Origin of the sequence: Sphaerospermopsis torques-reginae ITEP-024 (assembly GCF_019598945.1) — a bacterium.
Classification (GTDB): Bacteria; Cyanobacteriota; Cyanobacteriia; order Cyanobacteriales; family Nostocaceae; genus Sphaerospermopsis.
In genome coordinates this window covers 4552015-4576567 of sequence record NZ_CP080598.1, presented here as the reverse complement: position 1 = coordinate 4576567, position 24553 = coordinate 4552015, and the positions used below count along the sequence as shown (strand labels likewise).

At 35.8% G+C, this 24553-nt stretch carries 27 protein-coding genes; 4 read left to right on the top strand and 23 right to left on the bottom strand.

The annotated features are described in order from the left end of the window. Positions 1-9: 9 nt before the first annotated feature. Together K2F26_RS21300 and K2F26_RS21295 are read right to left on the bottom strand one after the other, a co-directional pair. Complete coding sequence (locus K2F26_RS21300) at positions 10-612, bottom strand: TerD family protein (RefSeq protein ID WP_220609384.1); 603 nt, start codon at positions 610-612, stop codon at positions 10-12. Between the two features lie 24 nt (positions 613-636). Next, on the bottom strand, positions 637-1212 hold the full coding sequence (locus K2F26_RS21295; RefSeq protein WP_220609383.1) for a TerD family protein: 576 nt from the start codon (positions 1210-1212) through the stop codon (positions 637-639). 1388 nt (positions 1213-2600) lie between these two features. On the opposite strand from K2F26_RS21295, the gene K2F26_RS21290 reads away from it, so the two are divergent. Then, positions 2601-4064 carry an ammonium transporter gene (locus K2F26_RS21290; protein ID WP_220609382.1) on the top strand — a complete coding sequence of 488 codons (1464 nt, stop codon included), beginning with the start codon at positions 2601-2603 and terminating at the stop codon, positions 4062-4064. A 300-nt stretch (positions 4065-4364) separates the two neighbouring features. Here K2F26_RS21290 and K2F26_RS21285 read toward each other — a convergent pair whose 3' ends face one another. The 3 genes from K2F26_RS21285 to K2F26_RS21275 all read right to left on the bottom strand — a co-directional run bounded on the left by K2F26_RS21285 (position 4365) and on the right by K2F26_RS21275 (position 6229). Beyond that, a complete protein-coding gene (locus K2F26_RS21285; RefSeq protein ID WP_220609381.1) occupies positions 4365-5099 on the bottom strand; it encodes an MAE_28990/MAE_18760 family HEPN-like nuclease in 735 nt (244 codons plus the stop codon). A 65-nt stretch (positions 5100-5164) separates the two neighbouring features. Next, entirely contained in the window at positions 5165-5701 is a 537-nt protein-coding gene (locus tag K2F26_RS21280) for a DUF262 domain-containing protein (protein ID WP_220609380.1), read from the bottom strand. Positions 5702-5860: 159 nt separating this feature from the next. Next, positions 5861-6229 carry an SET domain-containing protein gene (locus K2F26_RS21275; protein WP_220609379.1) on the bottom strand — a complete coding sequence of 123 codons (369 nt, stop codon included), beginning with the start codon at positions 6227-6229 and terminating at the stop codon, positions 5861-5863. 224 nt (positions 6230-6453) lie between these two features. Here K2F26_RS21275 and K2F26_RS21270 point away from each other — a divergent pair, with 224 nt between their 5' ends. Then, the gene (locus K2F26_RS21270) at positions 6454-6927 is read left to right on the top strand and encodes a hydrogenase maturation protease (protein WP_220609378.1); all 474 of its coding nucleotides are present in this window, start codon (positions 6454-6456) and stop codon (positions 6925-6927) included. A gap of 182 nt (positions 6928-7109) precedes the next feature. Here the strand turns inward: K2F26_RS21270 and K2F26_RS21265 are convergent, their stop codons facing one another. The 4 genes from K2F26_RS21265 to K2F26_RS21250 all read right to left on the bottom strand — a co-directional run bounded on the left by K2F26_RS21265 (position 7110) and on the right by K2F26_RS21250 (position 10363). Beyond that, entirely contained in the window at positions 7110-7484 is a 375-nt protein-coding gene (locus K2F26_RS21265) for a hypothetical protein (protein ID WP_220609377.1), read from the bottom strand. Positions 7485-7503: 19 nt separating this feature from the next. Then, positions 7504-8790 carry a SagB/ThcOx family dehydrogenase gene (locus K2F26_RS21260; protein WP_220609376.1) on the bottom strand — a complete coding sequence of 429 codons (1287 nt, stop codon included), beginning with the start codon at positions 8788-8790 and terminating at the stop codon, positions 7504-7506. Next, positions 8777-9241, bottom strand: a complete 465-nt coding sequence (locus K2F26_RS21255) for an ankyrin repeat domain-containing protein (protein WP_220609375.1) — start codon at positions 9239-9241, stop codon at positions 8777-8779. The genes K2F26_RS21260 and K2F26_RS21255 overlap by 14 nt, the downstream gene beginning before the upstream one ends. A gap of 525 nt (positions 9242-9766) precedes the next feature. Continuing rightward, positions 9767-10363 carry a CBS domain-containing protein gene (locus K2F26_RS21250; protein ID WP_194051937.1) on the bottom strand — a complete coding sequence of 199 codons (597 nt, stop codon included), beginning with the start codon at positions 10361-10363 and terminating at the stop codon, positions 9767-9769. 801 nt (positions 10364-11164) lie between these two features. Here K2F26_RS21250 and K2F26_RS21245 point away from each other — a divergent pair. Next, positions 11165-11629: a DUF29 domain-containing protein gene (locus K2F26_RS21245; RefSeq protein WP_220609374.1), complete on the top strand. Its 465-nt coding sequence runs from the start codon at positions 11165-11167 to the stop codon at positions 11627-11629. A 150-nt stretch (positions 11630-11779) separates the two neighbouring features. On the opposite strand, the gene K2F26_RS21240 is transcribed toward K2F26_RS21245, so the two are convergent. The 14 genes from K2F26_RS21240 to nifK form a co-directional block, all read right to left on the bottom strand. After that, a complete protein-coding gene (locus K2F26_RS21240; protein ID WP_220609373.1) occupies positions 11780-12808 on the bottom strand; it encodes a DNA methyltransferase in 1029 nt (342 codons plus the stop codon). Continuing rightward, the gene (locus K2F26_RS21235; protein ID WP_220609372.1) at positions 12805-13839 is read right to left on the bottom strand and encodes a DNA-methyltransferase; all 1035 of its coding nucleotides are present in this window, start codon (positions 13837-13839) and stop codon (positions 12805-12807) included. The genes K2F26_RS21240 and K2F26_RS21235 overlap by 4 nt, the downstream gene beginning before the upstream one ends. Positions 13840-13952: 113 nt before the next feature. Further along, positions 13953-14204, bottom strand: a complete 252-nt coding sequence (locus K2F26_RS21230; protein ID WP_194051927.1) for a FeoA family protein — start codon at positions 14202-14204, stop codon at positions 13953-13955. A 122-nt stretch (positions 14205-14326) separates the two neighbouring features. Then, positions 14327-14626 (bottom strand): 2Fe-2S iron-sulfur cluster-binding protein, encoded by a 300-nt coding sequence (locus K2F26_RS21225; RefSeq protein ID WP_220609371.1) that lies wholly within the window; start codon positions 14624-14626, stop codon positions 14327-14329. Positions 14627-14820: 194 nt separating this feature from the next. After that, complete coding sequence (locus tag K2F26_RS21220; protein WP_194051923.1) at positions 14821-15192, bottom strand: HesB/IscA family protein; 372 nt, start codon at positions 15190-15192, stop codon at positions 14821-14823. Positions 15193-15258: 66 nt separating this feature from the next. Continuing rightward, positions 15259-16041, bottom strand: a complete 783-nt coding sequence (locus K2F26_RS21215; protein WP_220609370.1) for a HesA/MoeB/ThiF family protein — start codon at positions 16039-16041, stop codon at positions 15259-15261. 10 nt (positions 16042-16051) lie between these two features. Continuing rightward, positions 16052-16369, bottom strand: a complete 318-nt coding sequence (gene nifW / locus K2F26_RS21210) for a nitrogenase-stabilizing/protective protein NifW (protein WP_220609369.1) — start codon at positions 16367-16369, stop codon at positions 16052-16054. Then, entirely contained in the window at positions 16366-16566 is a 201-nt protein-coding gene (locus K2F26_RS21205) for a CCE_0567 family metalloprotein (protein ID WP_194051919.1), read from the bottom strand. Before K2F26_RS21205 ends, nifW begins: the two co-directional genes overlap by 4 nt. A 117-nt stretch (positions 16567-16683) precedes the next feature. Continuing rightward, positions 16684-17160, bottom strand: a complete 477-nt coding sequence (locus tag K2F26_RS21200) for a NifX-associated nitrogen fixation protein (RefSeq protein WP_220609368.1) — start codon at positions 17158-17160, stop codon at positions 16684-16686. After that, the gene (nifX, locus tag K2F26_RS21195; RefSeq protein ID WP_194051915.1) at positions 17157-17576 is read right to left on the bottom strand and encodes a nitrogen fixation protein NifX; all 420 of its coding nucleotides are present in this window, start codon (positions 17574-17576) and stop codon (positions 17157-17159) included. Before nifX ends, K2F26_RS21200 begins: the two co-directional genes overlap by 4 nt. A gap of 153 nt (positions 17577-17729) precedes the next feature. Then, positions 17730-19058: a nitrogenase iron-molybdenum cofactor biosynthesis protein NifN gene (gene nifN, locus K2F26_RS21190; protein WP_220609367.1), complete on the bottom strand. Its 1329-nt coding sequence runs from the start codon at positions 19056-19058 to the stop codon at positions 17730-17732. Between the two features lie 88 nt (positions 19059-19146). Then, entirely contained in the window at positions 19147-20514 is a 1368-nt protein-coding gene (gene nifE / locus K2F26_RS21185; RefSeq protein WP_220609366.1) for a nitrogenase iron-molybdenum cofactor biosynthesis protein NifE, read from the bottom strand. A gap of 251 nt (positions 20515-20765) precedes the next feature. Continuing rightward, positions 20766-21092 (bottom strand): Mo-dependent nitrogenase C-terminal domain-containing protein, encoded by a 327-nt coding sequence (locus tag K2F26_RS21180; RefSeq protein ID WP_194051909.1) that lies wholly within the window; start codon positions 21090-21092, stop codon positions 20766-20768. 344 nt (positions 21093-21436) lie between these two features. Beyond that, on the bottom strand, positions 21437-22972 hold the full coding sequence (gene nifK, locus K2F26_RS21175) for a nitrogenase molybdenum-iron protein subunit beta (protein ID WP_220609365.1): 1536 nt from the start codon (positions 22970-22972) through the stop codon (positions 21437-21439). A 950-nt stretch (positions 22973-23922) separates the two neighbouring features. Between nifK and K2F26_RS21170 the strand changes: the two genes are divergently transcribed. Further along, entirely contained in the window at positions 23923-24285 is a 363-nt protein-coding gene (locus tag K2F26_RS21170) for a hypothetical protein (protein WP_220609364.1), read from the top strand. The last annotated feature ends 268 nt before the right edge of the window (positions 24286-24553 follow it).

Genomic DNA, 24553 nt, shown 5'->3' with positions numbered 1-24553 from the left:
TCCTTAAATTTAACAGTATGATTTAACCAATTCTCCCAAACCATTGACACTGACACCATTGCCAATAGCTGCCATTTTCCATTCATTATTGTGCCGATAAACTTCAGCTAAAATCATCCCTGTCATCCCTTTGTATTCTTTACCAGAAAGGTTATATCTAGCCAGTTCTTTGTTGTTAGCTACATTAACCAAACGCACAAAGGCATTTTTAACTTGGCTAAAGTCTTGTTTCCGGTTAATACATTCGTAAATATTGATGACGAATACCAACTTAGCAATATGGTCTGGTATCCGGGGTAAATCGACAATAATCACCTCATCATCACCATCACCTGCACCAGTTAAATTATCTCCTGTGTGAGTAATTCCTCCTGAATAATTTTGGAGATTACCAAAGTAAATAATATTCTCTTTTTCTGTTAATTTGCCATTAGTATCTAGGCAGATAACAGAGGCATCTAGATCATATTCATGACCACCACCAAAATTACTAAAAAATCCACCTCCAGAACGTTTTGCAACATCCCAACCTAGTCCACACATCATTTGCGTCAGGCCGGGAGCTTCTTTAGAAAGTGATATTCTTTGTCCTTTCTGTAGATTAATTGCCATAATAATTTGCTCCTATATTTTCTCCTAGCTAAAACGATCTAGTAAGGCTTTTAATCCACCTTGATAGCCAGAACCAACAGCATTTAAACGCCATTCTCCATCCTTGCGATAGAGTTCAGCCATAATCAATGCAGTTTCAATTGAATAGTCTTCAACTAAGTCGTAACGAATTACCTCTTGTTTATTTTGAGCATTTACAACTCGGACAAAGGCATTATTAACTTGACCAAAATTTTGACCTCTTTCTGCTGCTTCATGTATAGTGACAGTGATAACTATTTTCTGAACATCAGCAGGAACTTTTGGCAAATTAATCTTGATGACTTCATCATCTCCTTCACCAATACCTGTTAAGTTATCTCCTGTGTGTTGAACTGATTTAGCTGGATCCGGACTGATCAGGTTGTTATAAAAAATAAAGTGATTATCAGAGATGAGTTTTTCATTACTTCCAAGTAGGAAAACTGAAGCATCTAAATCAAAATCAAAGCCAGTATCCATGACTTTGACATCCCAACCTAAACCAACAAATACTTCCGTGAGTCCTGGTGCAACTTTTTCCAGTGATACTCGTTGTCCTTTGGTCAGTGATATTGCCATGATTTGGGTTACTCCTAAATTCTCTTTATCGGTTGATTTTCTAGCCAATTATTTCTATCTGAAATGGTCTTTCAGAATCTTTAATATCGACAAGAAAAAGTCAAATCAATCTGCAATTTACTAGCACAAAATCAGACTTTCAGCATGATACAAGATGTCAAATGCTTTGAAAAAATATCAGTACATAAATTTTGCAGCCAGTATTTTACAGAATTGTTGTCAGTACGGACAATGCACAATCTAAAACAATATAACAAACTAAAGTTTACTCTTTGTTGACCTAAAAGCCTAAATTTGGTGCTTAGGTAATGTTACAACTAGAAATGATGTAACATTTTTACCTTATTTGTTTATCGTTTTGTTTAATCACTATTAAATAACCTATCTTTTGCTCTGTAATCAGTATTTTTGCGTAATTATTACTTTGGGACTAAATTGTATACTTGATTAAATTTGAATTTACATCTCAGGAAATTTACTTAAATAATCCGACATTAATTTAAGATTAATTTAAGATTTTTTATGCACAATTGTGGTGTAGACGCACAAACTACTAGATTTAGAGTTCGTATACTATACAAGTATATTAAGTAACTGGTTAACAGTTTTGTTAATCTAGCGATCGCCTTTCCAATAAATACACACTAGCCAAAAATGTAACTTCGTACATAGATCCCCGACTTCTTTAAGAAACCGGGGATCTGGAATACATAATTTTTACATATAAAAAATTAATAAATTATTAAGAATTTATATAAATAAATATATTTTACCTTGAGGGTACAGTGCTAATAGAAGAAAATGCTGATATTGCAAAGGATCTATCGACATTTCCCTATCCTGTGCAGAAGCATCATTTATATCAAAACCTCAAAAACTGTAATTGAATATACAGAAACCTTAACAAAGTTAACATTATTAAATACAAAATCAATCAAATTTATTTGCTTGTGGTTTTATTTGCTTGTGGTTTCACAAACTTATTCGGAGTTAATCTAATTAACTCCTGGTTATTCTCTTTCTCAATCATTAACTATTGAATTAATTGGGTTGTGCCAGATTCAAAACTGCACATTGACGATTGATCATCGTTCATGAGAAATAGGGAATTGTTAATAACAACAAACTCCCAAATCGGTTTTGCATAGGAGGTAATGTATCTTATGCTATTCAAAAAAATATGTTTTAGCAAAGAAGAGAAACATTTCAAAACTAAAACATCAAAACCACGATTTTTCAGATTTATTAGCGAAATCTTGTGCAATTACCCTAGTTAATTTAACTTAAATTATTTGGGTAAGCCAAAGAAAATCATTCAATAATGGACAATTATCAATTGTCAATTATCAATTATCAATTGGTCAAGCTTTTCTAGTAAAAAACCAGCAATGAATAAAAGAATTAGTCCCTTACACCGCCTACTAGCACTAGCTATAGGCTCAATGGTCTTTGCAATTTTCGCTCCTACAATTGTACAAGCTGCTGATCCGCCAACAGTGGAATCTTTAGCCCAAACAACCACAAAATTACAAATTTCCATTGATACCACCTGGGTACTGCTGACAGGGTTTTTAGTCTTCTTCATGCAAACAGGTTTCTCCATGTTAGAAGCAGGTTTACTGAGACAAAGAGGAGTAGTTAACGCTTTACTAGAAAACTTCGTTGATGCAGCAGTAACAATTTTAGTTTGGTGGGGTGTCGGTTTTGGGATCGCCTTCGGTACAAGTGCGGGCGGTTTCATTGGCACAGATACCTTTTTCCTAAGTCATTTACCCGGTGCTGATGGTAGCTACCCGATGGGCGCACCTGGTTCTACTGCTGCAATTAATACCTATACCTTATTCTTCTTTCAATTTGCCTTTGCTGCTACCGCCAGTACCATCACTACTGGTTCAATGGCGGGAAGAACAGACTTTATTGGTGACTTAATTTACAGTGCTATCATGGGTGGTTTTAGTTACCCACTCATTGTTCACTGGGTCTGGAACTCCAACGGTTGGTTATTTAAAATGGGTTTCCTAGACTTTGCTGGTAGTACAGTAGTTCACACCGTTGGCGGTTGGACAGCCATAGTTGGCGCTTATTTACTTGGTCCTCGTCCTGGGCGCACACCTTGGGGAACACTCCCACCAGCCCACAACCTGGGTTTAGCCGCCTTGGGAACGATGATTTTATGGTTTGGTTGGTACGGTTTCAACCCTGGTTCTACCCTCAGCACTGGTAATACTGGTTTAATTGGCTTAGTCATCCTCAATACTACTTTAGGTGCTGGTGGTGGCGCTTTATCAGCCATGTTTTACCAGTTTTTCCGTTCTGGTAAATGGGACTTAGTTTATTGTTTGAATGGTTCTTTAGCTGGTTTAGTAGGAGTTACCGCCGGTTGTGCGTTTATTTTACCTTGGGCAGCCGTATTGATTGGCTTAACCGGGGGAATATTAGTAGTTTTGGGAATTGATTTAATTGAAGCAATGCACATTGATGATCCTGTAAGTGCCTTTGCGGTTCATGGTATCAATGGCATGATGGGTACTTTAGCCATTGGGTTTTTAGGTCAAAAAGAACTGACTGGAGGTAAAGCAGGTTTACTTTTAGGTGGTGGTTTTGACTTACTGGGTGTGCAAATTTTGGGTCTAGTAGCTGTTAGTGCATTTACTATAGCTTTTGCCTTTGCAATGTTCTTGGGATTAAAAGCTATTGGTAAATTCCGTGTTGATCCTGAAGCTGATAAAATCGGGATCGATGCTTACGAACATGGGGCGACTGTTTGGCCTGATGTCTACGCAGTGGAAGAGTTTGTTGAAGAACAACAAAATCATTCTAAAAAGCCTCGCATTGGTGCTTTTGAGAGTTAATAAATCTGATTTTGATTTAGTCATCATTTAATAAATAATTAGATCCCCGATTTTCTTAGATGAAGTCGGGGATTTTTATATTTCACGCCAAGACGCAATCTCCGTCAGGAGATCCCGCAGGGTAGGCGCAAAGGAAGAGTTAGGTTACAATGAGAATAAGGAAACACGCAACCTAGATTTATTCTTATGAATTTACGAGATAAAATTATTGATCAAATTCGGCAAATGCCAGATTCTTTAGTTCATTTATAAGCAATAATCTCTATAACTTGTTGATCAAACTTTTTCACATACAACGCATTAGGCTGATAAGAATTTTTTTTCATCTATATATTTATCAATGTTTTGTAAAATTTTAGTTAAATGTTCCACTATTTTATTTTTTTCATCAACAATCTGATGCCAAGGAATTAGATTAGAAACCTCAGAAAATGAATAGTTTCCATGAGCTAAATCACATCTCAACTTAACGACTTTATCAAGTATATGATCTATCTCTTTTTTGGGAAGTTGATCTCCATAAAAACCATACATATTTTTCAGCCCTTCAATAGTTTTAGAATCTAGGTTTCCGGAAATTGGAATATTCTCTATTGATAATGAAATTTCTGTATTATCTATCACTGATTCTAATAGTTCTTTGAGTTTATTTGCTAAATTATCCTTAACTACCTGCTTTTCATTTTGCAGTGATGAATCCAATAAAGAATCTATAAAAATTTTGCTTTTGTCATTTGCTAACCAAATCATTTTTATTTTTGGACTTAAATCTTTATAAGTTATCCCTTCCAAAGATATGGCATCATGAATGGCAACTATGCCATTTCTAATAGAAGATTCTATTAAATTATACAAAAGTAAGTAGCAATGAGATTTTAAGATTTTTTGTAAATCACTATCAACAATGTATTCACCTGATGGAAAAGTAATAGAATTGGTAGACAATACCCCTAAGTTCTCAATTTTGTCTACCAAATCAAAATACTTCTCAAGTTCAGCTACTCGCTTTTGAAAATCTCTGATAAATGGCTTCATATACTATGTTTGCTTGAGTAGTAGCACCTTGATATATTGAGTAAATTTTTATAGATTTCAATGTTTTATTTGTCTGTTAAATTCCAGCCGATTGTGTTGAAACGATTAAATATTTCATGTCTGATTTTTTCATCAGATTTTTCTAAAATTACCATTCTTAATGGAGTATTTTTAAATCTTCTTTGACGTGATGGAGAAAGATCGTTAAAATAAAATCCATTTAATGAGTCTAAAGTTTTTAGGTTTTGTAATTGCAACTTATTGGTTAAAAAATCTACTAATGTGCTGATGATTGGTGAACCATCAACAATTTCTAGTTTTCCTGTTTCTTGAATTTCAGCAACAAAAATTAAAGGAATGGGTAAGCCAAGAATTACCGACTCAATTAGTCTAGATTGGCGCGTAAAATCCCATACAAATTCTCTTTGGTACTCTGGCACATAAATCTCACCAGTATCATCATCATCATCCCTAGAGATATATTTATTGACTATGATCTCTATAGTAAACTCTCTAGTATCATAATCAATTTCCTGTCTCTTTTCTTCAATTTGATCTTCTGCAATCCTAATCTTCTCTGAACGAGTAATAATTTCTGGCATATCTTTTTTAAGTAAAATATAATAGTATTATTTTTTACCAAGTGATTAGCTGAGAAATGAAAATACCTCAATACTTAGTATAACACAGTTGTTCTACCATGTATCAACATCTCAAATATATTATATTATATTTTCTCTCTCTACTTCTCTGCGTGAGACTCACTCAACCACATCAAACCAAATAGGCCTTAAATCATCAACATTCCCATTATAGTTAATAGTAATTTCCTGACCTTCCCGAATATATTTATAAGCAATAATTTCTATAACTTGTTGATCAAACTTTTTCACATACAGCGCATTAGGCTGATAAGAATGATTAAAAAGAGAAGCATAACCAAGAGCGATCGCCCCACTTTCTCCATGCCAACCAAAATAATAATTACATAATACCGTATGGGTAATTAACTTAACTTGTTGTTTAGGAATAACAATCACATTGGCGATATCAATTATTTCCCCAGGCTCAAAATCCCTCTGAGCAAAAACACCTCTTCCTTTGATTTCTGTATCACGAACTACTAACATAAATCTATTTTGTCTGATCTGTGAGAATGATGTTTAACTAATCACTACAGATAGACGCAGAGACAATAAAGACAAATTTTTGTCACTTACTTACGGCTGCTATAGTCACTATAAAGTTAATTTTTATAAACATCATCAAAATTTCCGTAAATTTTAATTTTTATTGATGTTTCTGTGAAGGAATTGTGCAAAATTGAGAATATTCATGTTATTATAAATATCCCATGCTCACGATTATTGGTTGCGGAAATCTCAATCGTAATGACGACGCTGTAGGGGTAATTATTGCCCAACGTTTACAGCAATATCTCGCCGAAAATCCCCACCCCAAAGTCCGCGTTTTTGATTGTGGTACTGCGGGAATGGAAGTGATGTTTCAAGCGAGAGGAAGTGAAAAATTAATTATTCTGGATGCTAGTTGCACAGATTCCGAACCAGGTGCTATATTTAAAGTCCCAGGGAAAGAATTAGAAGCTCTACCCGAACCGAGTTTTAATTTGCATGATTTTCGTTGGGATCATGCTTTAGCTGCTGGGAGAAAAATCTTTTTAGATGATTTTCCCCAGGATGTGACTGTCTATTTAATTGAAGCTGCAAATCTTGATTTTGGACTAGATTTAAGTCCTGCTGTTCAACATTCTGCTGAGTTAGTTTTGGCAGAACTAATCACAATTATAAGTCAGAATGTGATGGCTTGATTTCCAGAATTCAGGAGTCAGGAGTCAGGAGTCAGGAGTCAAAATATTTGCTCAACTAGCAAATTATCATCTGATGATTTTTGATGTCATTGCTACAAAGCTGACTGCTGAAAGCTGATAGCTGAATGCAGAGAATTGATAATCTAAAATCCAAAATCCAAAATCCAAAATCCAAAATCCAACTAAGCCCAATCACGGTAAACGGAGAGTTCATCTACCCTCATTTCAAATGGTACAGCATTAGGGTCAGGAGGACAAACGCGAATTTTGGCACTGCTAACAATACCATAAAGAATACTAGCCATTGGGACGATTTTTTGCAAAATTTTCCAATTGCTAACTTGATCTGGACATTCAATTACTAAAGTTAAAGCACTAGCATCAGTTGTCATATACCAACGACAATGAGAGAGTAAATTTTGAATAATGCGATCGCATCCTTGATAAAAGTAACGACTAATAGAATATTCTAGCTGTTGTCGCAGGATAATATCTGCTGATGTTGCTTGGATAGGGTGCTTGTCATCAGCATTGAATTCTGATTCTCTTCTGCTCATTTCGGTTGCTTTTCCTATTTTATTTACCAATGGCCATTACATAAAGAACATCCTTATTGGTTCGTAGAAATCCTTGGGCTTCATCATCATAAAAAGCACCAATACCACTACAATCTATTCCCCAATAATTGCAGGATAGATATACTCGTTGTCCGATAAAACCAGCTAATTGCATAGCAGTTTGATAACTCAAATAATCGGACACAAAAAACAAAGTTACAGCGCAGTCTTTAGCCAGCGCCTGATTAATACACAAGTAACCTGTTTTTTCACTCAAATCACCCGACTGAATGAGATTCCTACCATGATATAAACCGGGTGTTATACCTTCAACACGATGCACCACCGAGTAAATTTCTATTTCCTCAAAATTTTCTGTGGGGATTGGTTGGTGAATATCTTGCCAAATTCGCCAATAGATTTCTTGAGTAATAGAATTTCTTTGAAAACGTCGAATAGAACGCCTGTTCCAAACGCTCTCAAAAAACCGTTCTCGGTGAAAATTAAATTGAGGATGTTCTAGCTTTTGCTGGTGACTAGGTTGCATTGATGTTGCTTGATAAGCATCTTCAATGAATTGATTCGCTTGAAAATAGTCAGTTCCACAGACAAAAGGAATGGATAACCTTAAACGTCTGACTGGCTTTTCTTGCGTCTCCCCCGATATCACACAACTACTAATAAACTCCTTATTCTCAAATCCTAAATCAGCATTGAGAGAGAGTTTATCAAAGTCAAAGATTAATTTGATGTTTTTTTCATGAAGATACGCTGAAGCTGCAATAGCGCCCAAATGATGTCCGCTATCCAATAAGCAATATCTAATGCTCCTGTCTTGATATTTCCAGCTAGACCTATAATAAACACAACTAACTAAAAAAATGCAGCCGTTGATACGTTTATTAGGTATAATATAACTCTCTAACCCATCATCAATTAATTCATAAATCAACGTCAGACAATTATTCTCAACTTCTAGATGGTAGATGCCGTTTATAAATCCTTCAACCTCACGAATTTGGATATAAACTTCTGTGGGATATAACGCCCCAGCAGAGGGATTTACCCGAAGTTGATAGGTTTCATTTTTGTAAATCTTCTCAAAAGTAATGGCGCTTGTTAACTTGATAAAAGCATGAAAGGGATTATCAGGAATTAATTTCAATCGCCGATAAAATTTAGGATAAACTTTAAAGGCGCGGGGTTGAGTTGATCCATCCACATAATTGGGATTCATCTGCACAGATAGGTAAGAATGCTTGGTAGCCTCATGAAAGGCTGTTCCAGAAAGCTTACTGTGTGGCATTTTTCAGTAACCTTAAAACTTCTATATTGCTGGCAAAGTCAATTGCTTTATAGTCATCCAAATTTTGTAAATTCATGTTAGGATTATGTTGTAATAGCAATCTCACTACTTCTGTCTTTCCAGCCGATGCACCATACATCAGGACAGTTGCACCATTATCATTTTGATTGTTAATATCTATGTTGGCTTCTAGTAGTAAATTCATTAAATCGTAGTGGTTGCCAAAACACGCAAACCACAAAGCATTATTGTGATCATCGTTGGTGGCATTGATATCCGCACCTGCATCTATTAATTCTTTCACCACTGGGTAAAGTCCATCTCTAGTGGCTTTCATTAAAGCTGTATCACTATTTTTACCCTGCTGATTTAAATCTTCGGGATTGTAATTATTTGCTAATAGCCATTGGCAGGTTTCTATACTTAATTTTGGTTGATCTTGTTGACTCATAATTATAGATAGGAAAATAACTCACGAAAGAATTTACAAGACAGAAAAAAGCTGATTACTGACAATACTTGTCGGTTAAGCTCAAAACAATGAAACTATGTAGGTTGGGTTGAGGAACGAAACCCAACATTTACAGGGGTTTGTTGGGTTGCGCTATCGCTTAACCCAACCTACGAAAACTCTTAACCGAACAGTATTGTGATTACTGATTACTGATAGCTGCAAATAAAAACGGAATGGTGAGCAATGCCCACCATATTGAAAACTTTATTTGAATCAGAAAAAAACACAGTCGCTGGAGAACAAGTGTAATACCAATTCTTTGTGATATTGCCAGAGATTTGATCCCCCCAACCCCCCTTAGTAAGGGGGGCTAAGAGATGAATTAATCATCCAGGAAGAGAAAAAGTATAGCAAGCACTCAGGTAATTAGGACATCAACTGATGACAAAACTAAGATACAAATTAACTTTCAAATCTGTCACCTATCACCTGTCACCTGTCACCTGTCACCTAGTAAAACTGTTAGCCAGCTGTCACTGGTTTTTTATCGTCAGCAAACAGTTCTCTAGCAGATTTGCATGGTTTTGGTACACCATAAAAACTAGCTTCTGCTTCGAGTTCATCTACTATATCCCAAGCTTCAATTGCTCGTTTAGAATCTGGACCATAGTTAGCAGAAATTAACCGAGCTTCAGACACAGCTTTCTGTATCTCTTTGCGTAGGAATTTTAATTTTGGTTTATCTACAAAGTTACCCTTGGTGAGAATATCAGTCACAGAAATAATGCCTAATAATTCACCTTGAATAACAGGCGCACGCCATGTATTAGTATTAGCAAATAACCGCGCTACATATTCAACATCTAAGTCAGGATTGACAACTACGCAGGGTTTAGTCATCACTTCGTACACATGAACTGCTTCGGGATCTCTACCAAAAGCTGCAACTTTGCCCACGATATCCATTTCGGTAATCATACCGTAAGCATCACCACTGTGACGAGGTTCAACAACTAAAGCCCGCAGTTCTTTGAGCCTCATTAGTTTGACTGCTTCTGCTACGGTTGCGGAACCGCGAATAGTAGCAACATCTTGAGTCATAATTTGTTTGGCTCTCATAATTCCTGCTCCTTTAATTCGGTTGAGCGAATCATTGAATTACTTCTAAACTGCTGCGATTCTCCTAAACTTTATCTGGGTAGTATTTGCACCTTTGCACCTTAATCATCAATAGATATTGAATTGTGAGGCGTGTTATTTACTACTGGCTAAAAAGCAATTACTTGATGTGAACATTCCTAAACCGAATTATTAATAATCTCAGAGATTTTCATGAATCCGGTAAATTTAGAAATAAGATTTACGCAGGTTCTATATATTTTTATCTACCGTTCTTACTCTTTACCTTGGTTTTGGTTTAACTGGGGATCAAAGTAAGAGATTTGGGATTTACTCTGTAATTGCTTCTTGTTGATGTTTAGGTTCACTGCCAACAATTTAGCTTACTTATATAGTATCACTCTGGTCAGCAGAAAATATGAATGATTTATAAAGATCCACCCATTTTTGACCATAAATTAGCTTAAAAAATTGTTAAGTGGATGACAAAATATAAAAATTATATTTGATGTTTTTGATATTGGATATTACGATTTATTATGTAATTTTCTAAGTTAGGATTTAGGAAAAATCCATTAAATAAATATAAATTTTATTGACGAAAATACTATCTGTTAATTATGGAAGCAAGGAAGAAATATGAGGTTTGACAAAATAGATTTTTAATTTGTAGTCAATAGATACATTTTTGGGTTATCATAGCTATAATCTAGGTATTAATAACCTGGTTAACTTATCAATATATTGAAGACTGACGAAGTACACCGGAAATCATAAATTTGAAATTGGACCTGTGAGTTTATGCTGTTACCAGTAGAATTAGCAAATCAAACTTTATATAAACAAGATTATTATTTGTGGTTGCGGACAACTATTAATCAACTTCGTGCTGGGCAATTTTCATCTGTGGATTTAGAGAATTTGATTGAAGAATTAGAAACTATGGGTAGAAGTCAGAAACGAGCTATGGAAAGTTTATTGATTAGACTTCTCGAACATTTGTTAAAACTTAAATATTGGGATAGTGAAAGAGAGCGTAATGAGGGACATTGGAAAGGGGAAATCAGGACTTTTCGCAGACAGATAAAAAAAGAATTAAAAGATAGTCCTAGTTTGAAACCTTACATTTTAGAAATCTTTGAGGAATGTTATGAAGAAGCAAGAAAAGAAGCAAGCGATCGCTCTCAACTTCCCCTGGATACATTTCCTATCAATCCCATTGGTTCTTTAGAACAGGTTTTAGATGATAATTGGTTTGTGGAATAGGAATTATTATCAAATTTAAATAATTCATCACTACAGAAATTGCTGTACAATCATTTGCCAAGCTTGAATATGAGCATCTTTAACTTCAGTGGAGTTTTTCGCATCTCTTATCAACTCCTCCGTATATGTATTGATAAATTCATTATAATCTTATACAAATCGCAAATAATATTTTACAGTGTTAATAATACCATTCGCAATAATTTCTAATCCATTTTCTTGTTTAATCTTCAGAACCAATTGCTTAATATATTCTTCCTCATCTTGATTAACAAAACAATCTTTGTATGTTGTCAGAATGTAATATCTTTTGATTGTTGTATCAGCAGATTTTTTAACTATATCTAAGATCATATTTCTATCTATAGGGATATTATGTTTTATCTCTAAGATTTCAAATGGATGATTATTCTCATCATTAATTTCTATATCACTATAACCATGTTTATCAGCAGAAGTATGAACATTTAAAGGTAGTAATATTTTATTTTCAAATCTGCGAATATTTTTAAACAGTTGTTTATAAATAGCATAAATTACAATCACTGGTAGTCGAGAACTTAGAGGTTCTGCAAAATGCCTTTCTAGCATTTTCATAACTATATCAATATTGAGAGTATTTGTAAAACCAGCAATTTCTAGAGTTGCAGTAAAAACAGCTTCTTGAGATTGTATAATAATATGCAATTGAGTAAATATATAAATTAAGCAATCTTCAATATTAATACTTTGATTTTCAATTTTATCGATAAATTTTATAAAAGGTTCAACCAAGGTTTTACTTCTCAATGGTAATTTAACTCCCTCCTCAAAATTCCAGATGATTTCTGCTCGTGTTGCTTTTGTTAAAAAAGCAGTTTCCTTATTAGCATATCTAGGAAATTTATTTTTGAAAAATGGTGTAGTTACCTTAGTATCAAGCACCCTTGCAGAATATCCATTGGGAAATTTAGCCATGTGTAACCTGATATCTTGCTCAGGTTGAATAATTTTCTTGAGTAAACTGGTAATAATTACTTGAATTAACGATTTATCAGTTTCTATTTTTTGAAGAAAAACATCTACACTATTTTTGATTTCTGCGTCTATTTCTGTCAATGATTGATTTTCGAGCAGTTCAATTGCTTGTTGATAGTATTTTTCTAAAATTTCTATTTCCTGATGATAATTATATTTCATATAAATAATTCCTGTTGTTGAAAATTAGATTCTGCCATACGACTATTAGCTAGATTAACATAATCAGGATTGATTTCAATTCCTAAATAATGACGATTTAAATTTCTAGCTGCTAAACAAGTTGTACCACTACCACAAAAAGGATCAAGGACAAAATCTCCTTCTTTACTTAATAACTTAATAAGTTCTTGAATGATATATAAAGGATAAACTGCTGGATGATGATTATTTTTAGTTACTTCTACCGGACTTTCTATAATATCCTTTTTCATGGCGTTTCCTAAAATCCTAATAATCGTAAATCCATTATTTTTAATTTGGTTATTTCTGCCACCATCTTGACCACCATAAGCCAACTTATGCACGCCATTTATTTTCATTCTAAATCCTTCAATTTCCCCATTATGCACTGCTAAAATTGCCTCATTTAATGCTTTAATGGCATTTGATTTTTGTTCTTCAGTCAAATCAGAATTTTTAATTAATTCCAGGTATTTTTTACCTAATTTATCTGATGGTTTAGTTTTTGCAGTTTTATTGAATGTATCTAAATGTTGTAAATAATTGTCTAGATTAAAATAGTAATCTTTAGATTTAGCGAATATAAAAAAAGGTTCTGTAGCTTGTATTAACTTTCTTTTATCCTGACGTGGTGTAGGGTTAAGTTTTGACCAAGTAATCTGATTAATCAAAAAAATATTATTATTTTCAGTGGCTTGAATAGCAAATTTATAAGGTATGAGAGATAAACTGCCACTAATATATTTATCTCCTAAATTAAAAACAATTGCTCCTGTGCTTTTCAAAACTCTTACACATTCTTGAAAAACAGTTAGTATATTGTTTAAATATTCTGCTTCTGTGGGTTCATTACCGATTTCTAAATCACCATTACCATAATTACGTTGCTGAAAATATGGAGGTGAGGTAATAATTAAATCAAAAGTATCATTTTCTATTTGTTTAAAAACAGATAAGTTATCACCAAGGATAATTTTATCTTTTAATTTTGATATTTCTTGTAATGGCATATTTATGAGCAACCGACGTTTATTGAATCTGTAATTTATACAGTATACAATATTCCGTCCTTTTGGATCACATAATACCAAAAATTATTTTTTGTTTTAATAATCTATTTAGTTCAACCCTCAATCACCCGCACATAAATAGCCCGTGCGGTTTGCCGATCTAAAGTCATGGATACATTACCAGCCTTAATTATGAAGGACGGAAAATGCTGCTCAACAGTGATATTAGTTCCTGTATGAATACCCATTGATATCAGTTTCTTCCTAATAGTTTCATCCTGAGTTTGACAGACAGTAACAATTCCTATTTCTCCAGGTTTGAGCAATTCCAAAGAGCAACCAGTGACACTAAAAGGAGTAAACATTGTCCGACAATAATTAACAGTAAAAAAATGAAACCTGAAATGATGAAAGATGATAAACATCCTCCATCATCGTCAAAATTCAATTATGGGTTTAATTAGCAAAGCTAAACCCTAGTTTTGTATTAAACCAAATAAGCTTCTTGGTGGGTTTTGATTGTGCAGTTGGAACGAGGATAAGTAACACACAATAAAGCAAAACCTTGCTTTAATTGATCATCATCCAAGAAGTTTTGATCATCTTGGTTGATTTCACCTTCTACAATTTTACCTACACAACTAGAACAAGAACCAGCGTGACAAGAAACTGGTAAATCAATACCTGCATCTGCTGCTGCATCAACAATTGTGACATCATCATCACAGTCAATTGTGGTGTCTAATTCTTCTTTTTTGTTGATCAATCTTACTTGATAAGTTGCCATGTTTTACTTCTCCTCAAATTTGAATAGAACTTGTAATTTGTTGGTGAATGCTTACCTTTTTTAGTAAGGTAAATCATCTCTTCCGTACACAAAAAAATGTAGAGTGTGTCTACGGAAAAGTTGTAAATTTGTAGGTGATGGAATGGAACTTAGAAAAGTTTCCATATCTATTTTTTCCTAAGTTCCAAATTTTTTTAGCTGCAAGGTACACCGTTAGGTGAACAATCTCCTGATTTAAAAGATTTGCCACAACCACAGGTGTCAGTTGCATTGGGGTTAGAGAATTTAAAACCGCTATCCATGACACCCTCAATAAAATCAATGACGACACCTTCTAATAAAGACGCACTTTTAGCGTCAACGTAAATCAATACATTACCTTGTTGGGTGACAATATCATCATTTTGGGGCTTATTGGTAATTTCAATACCATATTCATAGCCACTACAACCACCGTTTTTAACGGAGATGCGGACACCTTTTTTAGCTTGATTTTCTTCCGCAGCAGAACCTTTTAAAAAAGCTCGCAAACGAAATTCTGCTTTTTCTGTTAATGTAACAGTCATTTTTTTCCCTGTAGCGATAATTCTGATTTACAGATGTAGATTAATTATTAGTTTGGTGGTGGAATTTTACACCGACAAAGATTGAGATTGGGAATATCTCCAAGGTGCTGTATTACCGCAGACTGGACAATTGCGATCGCGTTGAGAACGACGTTTAGCAAATTCCATTCTACTGAAATCAATTGTTAGCAATTCCGATAATAATGGTTGACTAAAACCGGTAATTAACTTGACAGCTTCCAGAGCAGTTAAACAAGCTAAAGTCCCAGAAACAGCCCCTAAAACTGAAAAACCCCGGCGATCCCAATCTGGTTTTTCTGGAAACAAACAGGACAAACAAGGAGTTACACCAGGAATAATTGTTGTTAGGTAAGCCTCCATTCCATCCATTGCTGCTTCCACCATTGGTTTACGCCACTTTACACAAGCTTCATTTAATAAATTACGCTCGGTAAAATTGTGGGCGCAGTCCAAAGCCATATCCGCAGATTGCACCAACGAATCTACATTTTCGGGGGTAATATAATCATGAATTGCCTCAATTTGCACATCAGGATTAATAGCTTCCAGAGTTTCTTTAGCCTTAAAAACTCTTGGTTTTCCCACCCAATCATCAGTCATTAAAATCTGACGATTCATGTCATCGAGACGCAAATCACCACCCCGGACTAGGATGAGCCGCCCAACGCCCGCTACTGCTAGGTAAAGCGCCGCCGTTCCACCTAATCCCCCCACACCAGTCACCAGAACCGTCGCTGACTTCAGGCGCTTTTGAGCCACTTCGCCAAAATTCGGCAGCATCATTTGGCGACTATAGCGTTCTAATTCGGTAGGCGTTAGGTTGATCAATTTATACCTCCTAGTCAGACGTGATTTCTGTTAGCGTAACTACATTTTTTGGTTTGTCATTGAACACCTTGAACAATTTTTGTTCGTGGGGTGTTGATTCTATAAAAACTTGATAAGCCTGTTGCAAAGCTTGGCTATATTTTTCTAATTTTTCTGCTGCACTTAGATTAGGATATTGCTCATCAATTTGATACATAAATTGAGAGAATTTTTTTAAGATATGCAGCCGATTGACATTGACAAAATGTTGATCGTAAGGCAGATTAAAAAACTGTAAATAAGCTTCTGCATCTACGATTTTTTTAAATTCTTCAATAGTTCCAGTCATTTACCGTTCTCCATTTTTTTTAGTTGTTGCTTGAGTTGATCTAACTCTTGATAGATTTTGTAAGTCTCATTGGCAACATCCATCAATTTTTCGTAATCTGTAGGTAGTCCTTCAGCTAAATCATGCAGATCCATTTTCATTTGACCTGCTTTACTATTTAGCTTTTTAATTTTCGTTGTGAGTTCCTCAATGGTCATTGATAATTGGTGATTGGTAATGGGTAATTGGTAATTGGTAATAGGCAAGAGGCAAAAGGCAAAAGGCAAAAGTTTATTCTTATCTGTCACCTGTCACCTGTCACCTGTCACCTAAAATTACAAATTTCCTGCTTCGGGAAAACGTTTGGCTAGTTCAATTCCTTTCTCAACAAACTTTTCTCCCTCTTCATTTAGCTTTTCTAGGGATTCAAAACCAAAACGGTGAGCATCACGCAAAGTTTTTACAGTTAATAATAAACGACCAGAAAAAACTAAAGCCCAACCAAAACCTTCATGACCTAATTCAATTACCACATTAGAAAGTAATCCAGTTTCCTTTTCTATGCTTGAGGCGATCGCTCTAAAAAAAGCATTAATTCGGGAAATAGTAGCTGGATCAACTTCACCTTCTGTAGAAATTTCTTTTTTCTTTTGTTTAGTCACCACAAAAGGTTTAAGAATCAATTCATCAGACCAATTTTTGTAAAATCCATAGCTATCATTAGCGCGGATTTGTTGGACCAATGTTTTCAGAAAAGGTGAAGAAATTACTGTATTTGTCGCGTTTCCGTTCACACTATTATTTTCACTCATACCGCAGCTTCGTTTTCTAGTTCCTCTAAAAAGTTAGATTTCTTTTGACCTAAAGCTTTACGCAACCAAGGTGGAGGATTCCCTTTTAAAGTTTGCACTAATTTAGTCAAGATTTCTTCAATCTTTTCTTCTTCAGACTTCGCCTTAACAGGTGTCACACCATGTTTAATTAGACGAGCAGCCGCACTACCACCAATAGCTACTACATAAACTATTGTACAATCTTTTAAAGCATCAAGTTTAGGGGTAATTTTATCCTCATTACCATCTTCTTTCAAGTCGCCATCAAAGGTTAGAGTTTCTAGAAATTGATATCCTTCATCTGTAATTTCATAGACATCAATTTCCTTAGCCCATCCAAAGTGAGCATTAACATGAATTCTGTCAGTAGTCGTAAATGCAATTTTCACTTTCATTTGTCCTTTGTCATTAGTCATTAGTTATTAGTCATTAGTTATTAGTCATTAGTCATTAGTCATTAGTCATTAGTTATTAGTTATTGAGTTCTTTATACTCCCAATTACCAATTACCAATTACCAATTACCAATCACCAATCACCAATCACCCATTACCTATTCATTACCTCTTTCCACTGGTTCATCATTAAGGCTTCTTCGTGTTCTATGAATAGGTTTCCTATGCCAAATAAAACATCCATAGAACCGCGATAGCCTACTTTGGTAAATAAGCCATTTCCTAATCTGTCATAGATAGGAATACCCAAACGATAAAGAGGAATTGAAAGCCGTTTAGCAATATTATTAACATTAGAATTTCCAATTAATAAATCAGAACCTACTGCTAAATCTTCCAAATCTTCTAAATCGCCAATCGTGACATTTTTAATGGGTAGATGCTCTAATAAAGGTGATTTTGTAGTAGTTACAGCCGCATGAATTTGCGCCCCCATTGACTGGAGAAAATGCACCATAGACCACATTAAATCCGGTTCTAAGGCTAAAGAAATCCGTTTTGCACCAAAATAAAAATGAGTGTCTAACATCGCATCTTGTAGCTGACGACGTTGGCGACAATATTTTTCTGGTACGGGATTTCCACTTAACACAGATAACGCTTGCAGAAATTCATCCACAGGTTCTAAACCTGTTAAATCTCTAAAAACTTCGTAGTCTGTATTAAACCTTTGCTGGAGAATTTTCGCCGCTCCCCGCATACTTTCACCTAATGCAATAGTGAAAGCAGAACTACCTAAAGATTGCAATTGTTTGAGGGTTGTACCACTAGCAGTTATAGCACTATAATGATCCTCTAAATGTCCATCTAAAGAAGCTCCCAAATTAGGCACAAAAATCGGATCTAAACCGAAGGATTTGACCATTTCTTCGATTTCTTGAACATCTCCCGGAGTAAAAGAAGCACCAGCTAAAATTGTGATTTGTTCTGGTTTAACTCCTCCCGCTTTAGGAACTTCTTTAACAATACTTTCTACTGCAACTGCAAAACCATCTTGCAATGCACCTTTAAAGTCAGGAGTGGGAGCAAAAATAATGGCTAAATGATCTAATTCTGGATGACGTTTTCTAATTTCTTTTAAAAAACGTTCTATATCATCGCCTCTAGTTTCTGTTAACCCAGTAGTACATAAACCAATAATTTCTGGTTGCAGTTTTTCTACTACTGTTAAAATAGCTTGTTCAACATTTTCCTCACCACCTAAAATGGTAGTAACTTCTGTCATTGCTGTAGTAGCTAAAGGAATCGCTTCCCGAAAATGTCGCACTAAAACAACTTTTGCAAAAGCAGTACAACCTTGAGAACCATGAAATAAAGGGATAGTTCCTTTTAATCCTAAAAAAGCTAAAGAAGCTCCTAATGCTTGACTTTGTTTAAGGGGATTAACAGAAACAGGTTTTTCTGGAAGTGTAACAAGTGCCATAAATATAATCTCAATAATTGAAAATTGACAATTGATAATTGATAATTAATAATTTCCCATTATCAATTATCCATTATCAATTTTTAATTTATTCCCAAGGTGCTGGTTTACGAATTTGTTCCCAAATTGGACTATATAAAGCCTCGTATAATTCCCGTGCCATTTCTACCATTCCCATATAACCAGCATAGGGATGATGACGTTCTTGGTTAATATCTAAAAATGGGATTCTGGCTTTTAATGCTGTGTACTGGTTTCTTCCCCCAGCTATTAACATATCTGCTTTGGTATCTTCCACCAATTTGAGCAATTCTTTGGCATTTCCTTTTTCTAACATAATGCCATCATTGCCTAGTAATTTCTTGATTTTAGCTTTATCTTCTTCTGTACTTTTGCGGGTACTGGTGGCAACTACCTCTATTCCTAAATCTTTAGCAGCGGAAATAATTGACCAACTTTTTACACCACCAGTATAGAGTACAACTCGCTTACCTTTGAGTCTTTCTCTATAAGGAGCAAGAGCAATATCTAAAGCTGCTGTTTCTTCAGCAATTAATTTTTCTGTCCGTGCTTGTAAATCAGGATCTCCTAATTTTGCGGCGACATTTCGCAAACAACGGTTAATATCATCTATACCATAAAACGATTCTTCAATGTAAGGAATACCGTAACGTTCCTCCATTTTCCGCGCCATGTTTAATAATGCCCGTGAGCAAATCATCACATTTAATTTAGCGCGGTGAGCATAAGTAATTTCTTGATAGCGAGCATCGCCGGTAATTTTGGATAAGACGCGAATACCTAACTTTTCAAATAAAGGTAAAACCCCCCACATTTCCCCAGCAATATTGTACTCACCAATCAAATTAATATCATAAGGTGTAGTATATTCAGGTTCAGCAGTTCCTACTACATAATCTAATAAAGCTTCACCACCAAAGCGATTTCCCAGATTTTTACTACCTATAAAACCAGGAGAAATCACAGGAACAACAGGAACACCAATTTTTTCGGCTGCTGCTTTACAAACTGCCTCCATATCATCACCAATGAGAGCAGTTACGCAAGTAGCATAAACAAAAACTGCTGCTGGTTTGTAACGTTTGTGAATTGCGAGAATGCCTTGATATAGTTTTTTCTCACCACCAAAAATCACATCATTTTCTGTTAAGTCGGTGGTAAAACCTGTTTTATAAAGCATTGGTCCAGAAGACAAACTTCCGCGACTTCCCCAAGAATTTCCAGCACAAGCAATAGGACCATGTACCAAATGAGCAGCATCAGTAATAGGCACTAATGCTATCATTGCACCATCAAAAGCACAACCACCTTGAGCAGCACCAGGTTGAGCTTGTTGAGTACAAGATTTATTTTTCTTTTCTCCTTGTTTTTTTTGATTATGTTCGCATCCTGATTCATTCAGAAGTTCGTTAATTTTGCTTTGGGTCATTTTCATATTTATGTCTCGCCTGGGTTGATTTTTATTAATTAAAATGTCAGCAAAACTCTATAGACTTACCGCAAAATTCCTCTTTACATTAGATTTACACAGTTAAATTTTCAGAAAAGATATCTATTTATCTGTAACTGAATTTTAATAACATCAATCCTTGATAATTGCTCTTCTGTTTGGTTGAATACTAATAACTAATGACCAATGACTAATGACCAAGAAAAAAGTAATGGGTAATGAATAATAACTGATGTTTAGCAAATATATTGCGTCACATCTTCGCCACATTCGTCAGCAAGATATGACAAAGCCCGAAATCGTAAACCGACAAGTTCGTTATACAGAGGATTAATTTGACAAATTGCGGGAATATGGAAAGTGCGACCAAATAAATTAATATCGCGCTCGAAAGGACAACAACAGGGAATTACTCGACAAATTAGATGGGCTAGGCGATTATTTTTAACTGGGATACCATCTACAAACCTTCTGATTGGGCGGAAAATATCAAAGTTTCCAGGGTTTTGGTACCTTGGTGGATGATAGTTAGGATGAGGATGAGAATGGGGAATAGATGCCATAATGCAAACCTAAGATAACTACAATTAAGACAAGCTTTAGAGCTAGGTTTGAGCAGTCAGTAATTAGGATAAGAATAACGAACCGCAGAGGCGCAGAGGACGCAGAGGAAGAAGCTAAATTCAGTTATTCTGACTCCTCTGAGACAAATTTTAGATTTTAGGGTGGAGATGATAAAAATAATCCAAAATCCAAAATCCAAAATCCAAAATCAATTTCTCCTGACTCCTGACTCCTGTTATGATTTACTGGAATAGGGAATTGGGAAATAATACCCAATCCCCATTTATTCTTTGCTGTTTTGCTAGTAGTCAGATGTTTTTTTAGCACCTGACTGTTGATATTCTTAGCGTACTAAGTCGTAAGAAATATCGGTCTTACCAGCAACGTTGGTGTTGCGATCGATTTCTTCAAAGATTGTGTTAACAACCCAGTTCAACAAGTTGATTACACCTTTGTAACCGATGGTTGCATAGCGGTGGTAGTGGTGACGGTCCATGATGGGATAACCGATTCTTACTAAAGGTACACCACAATCACGCCACAGGTACTTACCGTAGGAGTTACCGATTAACAAGTCTACGGGTTCGGTGAACAACAAGGAACGTAAGTGCCACAAGTCTTTACCACCCCAGATTTTAGCGTCTTTACCAAATTCGCTAGAATCTAACAGTGCTTGCAGTTCTTTTTCAAATACTTCGTTGGTGTTGTGAACCAAAATGTGTACAGGTTCAGCACCCATTTCTAACATGAAGCTAACAACGCTGTAAACTAGGTCGGGATCACCGTAGATAGCGAAACGCTTACCGTGTACCCAAGCATGGGAGTCGGTCATTGCGTCAACTGCACGACCACGTTCTACTTCTAATTCAGCAGGAATGGGCTTACCAGTTAGTTCGCTGAGTTTCATCAAGAATTCGTCTGTACCCTTGATACCCCAAGGACGAGCAACACAAACATCTTGCTTCCATTCCTTAGCAATGTATTCACGGGTCTTGCTCAGGGAGTAAGCTTGAAGAGCAACAGTAGCTTTAGCGTTGATGGAATCTGCTGCGTCTTCTAACTTTGTACCACCGGGGTACATATTGAATTCACCATCGTTAGGTGCGTCAACATAATCACTGTTGTCAGACAACAAGGTGTAGTCAATGCCCATCAATTCAGCGATGCGCTTAACTTCACGGTTGTTTTCTACGTAGGTGTCAAAACCGGGGATGAAGTTGATTTTGCCATTGCTGGTAGCTTTCTTCTTACCTGCGGTCAGGTTAGAAAGAATGCCCTTCATCATGTTGTCGTAACCGGTGATGTGAGAACCTACGAAGCTAGGTGTATGTGCGAAGGGTACGGGGAAATCTTGGGGAACTGAACCAGCGTTTTTAGCGTTGGTGATGAATGCACCGAGGTCATCACCGATAACTTCTGCCATACAGGTGGTGCAAACTGCAATCATTTTGGGTTTGTACAATGCGTAAGCGTTAGCCAAACCATCAATCATGTTTTGCAGACCACCGAAAACCGCAGCGTCTTCAGTCATGGAAGAAGAAACGCCGGAGAATGGTTCTTTATAGTGACGGGTTAAGTGTGTACGGAAGTAAGCAACACAACCTTGAGAACCTTGAACGAAGGGAAGAGTGCCTTCAAAACCCACAGCAGCGAACATAGCACCTAAAGGCTGACAACCTTTAGCGGGGTTAACGGTTAAAGCTTCACGAGCGAAGTTCTTTTCACGATATTCCCAGGACTTTGTCCATTCTGCAACCCGTTGAACTTCTTCGGGGGTGTGAGCGTTTTCAAATTCTTTCTTGTTTTGGAACAGTTGTTGGTATTCTGGCTGGTGGAATAGCTCAACGTGGTCCTTAATATTTTCGGGATTCTGAGGCATTTCTAGTTCTCCAAGCTTGCTGTGTGTTGTGTTTCAGTGATTTTTGGTTCTGTAGAGGCGGGGTGTTCCCCGCCAGTTTTTGGTGGGGAGTGGGGAATGTGACTCAAAATTCAGAATGCAAAATTCAACACTGAGAATTTTTGATTTTGAATTTTGACTTCTCTACTCCCCCCTGGGGCGAAACCCCAGGCTTTCCCTATCCGGCGAGGGTTGCCCCTACTCTGTTGTTACCTAGACTGCTGCTGTAGCTTTTCTTAAAGCTTTCTTTGCAGACTTGTTCCAGGGAGCGCCGATTAATCCCCAGGTTGGGCTGTTGAGTGCCAAATCCATGTCACGAGCGAAGATTGCGAATCCGTCGTAACCGTGGTAAGGACCGGAGTATTTATTTTTTTGGTTTAATGGTTTTTAATTCCGCTATGTTTGCAGTGAGCAATGTTGGCAATAAACTATGTTTGCAGTTAACTCATTAATTAGTATTTCAGATTATTAGATTTTTATTTACAGCACTTTCTGGTGTCATGAGGTACACTATTGGCGGGCTGTCCGGCCAACCCCACAAGATTTTCATTATTATGTTTTGTACCTTATAGCAATGGAATCTGCTGTATTTTCATACCTTGATTCAGCAACGCCTATTTTTAGTCTCAATATAGTCTAATACCAACCTCTCGTTACCTGTCTGAGACAGGGAATACTTCAATTAGAGGCTCTGCCTGTGCTTATAATAGTTGAAGTAGAACCTCGTTATTTGCATTCCTAGCCAGAGTCTGGGAATGAGAAAAGCAGTAGAATCCAACATACGTACAGTTTAGACTTTTTACAATGCAAGGGTTGACAGTAAGTAATATTATATATAATATTATATATAGGGTAATTTAAAAAGTATTAAAATCTGGTTAAATTTACCGAGAAAAAACACTTGCTGACTTTCATCAGAGGTTTGAACCATTATGAATACTACTGTAGAGAAAAGAAAGGCTTATCAATTTATTCAGATTCGTGTACAATTACTTGGTCGCGGAATGACTAATGAGATTATGAATCTTTACGTCAATGGCAAACGCCTAAAGCCCAAAGTAAAAACTATGCATGAATTTCTAAATTACTTAGGTTCTCAAGGATTTTGCATGGTTACTGCTGAACTAGAAACGGAAGGAATATATACTCACTTTTATACATTGCAACGTGAGGTTATCACTTATCAGCCTCCTGATGGAGATATTTTCGATGAACTTTCAAAAGCTAAGGAAGGAGCTGATTTTGGAGATGCGGTTAGAAATTTCTTTGAAGGAGGCATAGATCGCTTGGCTTAATTATTAGGTATAAAAAAGATTGTGTTATTGTTTTCCGGTTCTTGCATAGATTTTATGGAGAATCCAGTTCAAAATTATTGAAAGCCTTATTGTGTGGGCATTTCATGTAAAATATGGGTATAATTGTTTATAACCCTTGTCCTGTAATGGTTCTGTTATAATCAGTCCTCAATCACCATAAAAGAGACGCAAGAACCTGTTTTCCGAGAGTGACGGAAGAGGGGTCTGTTTGTAGTTAACAGATTTATTTTGGGTTTACGTACAGAAT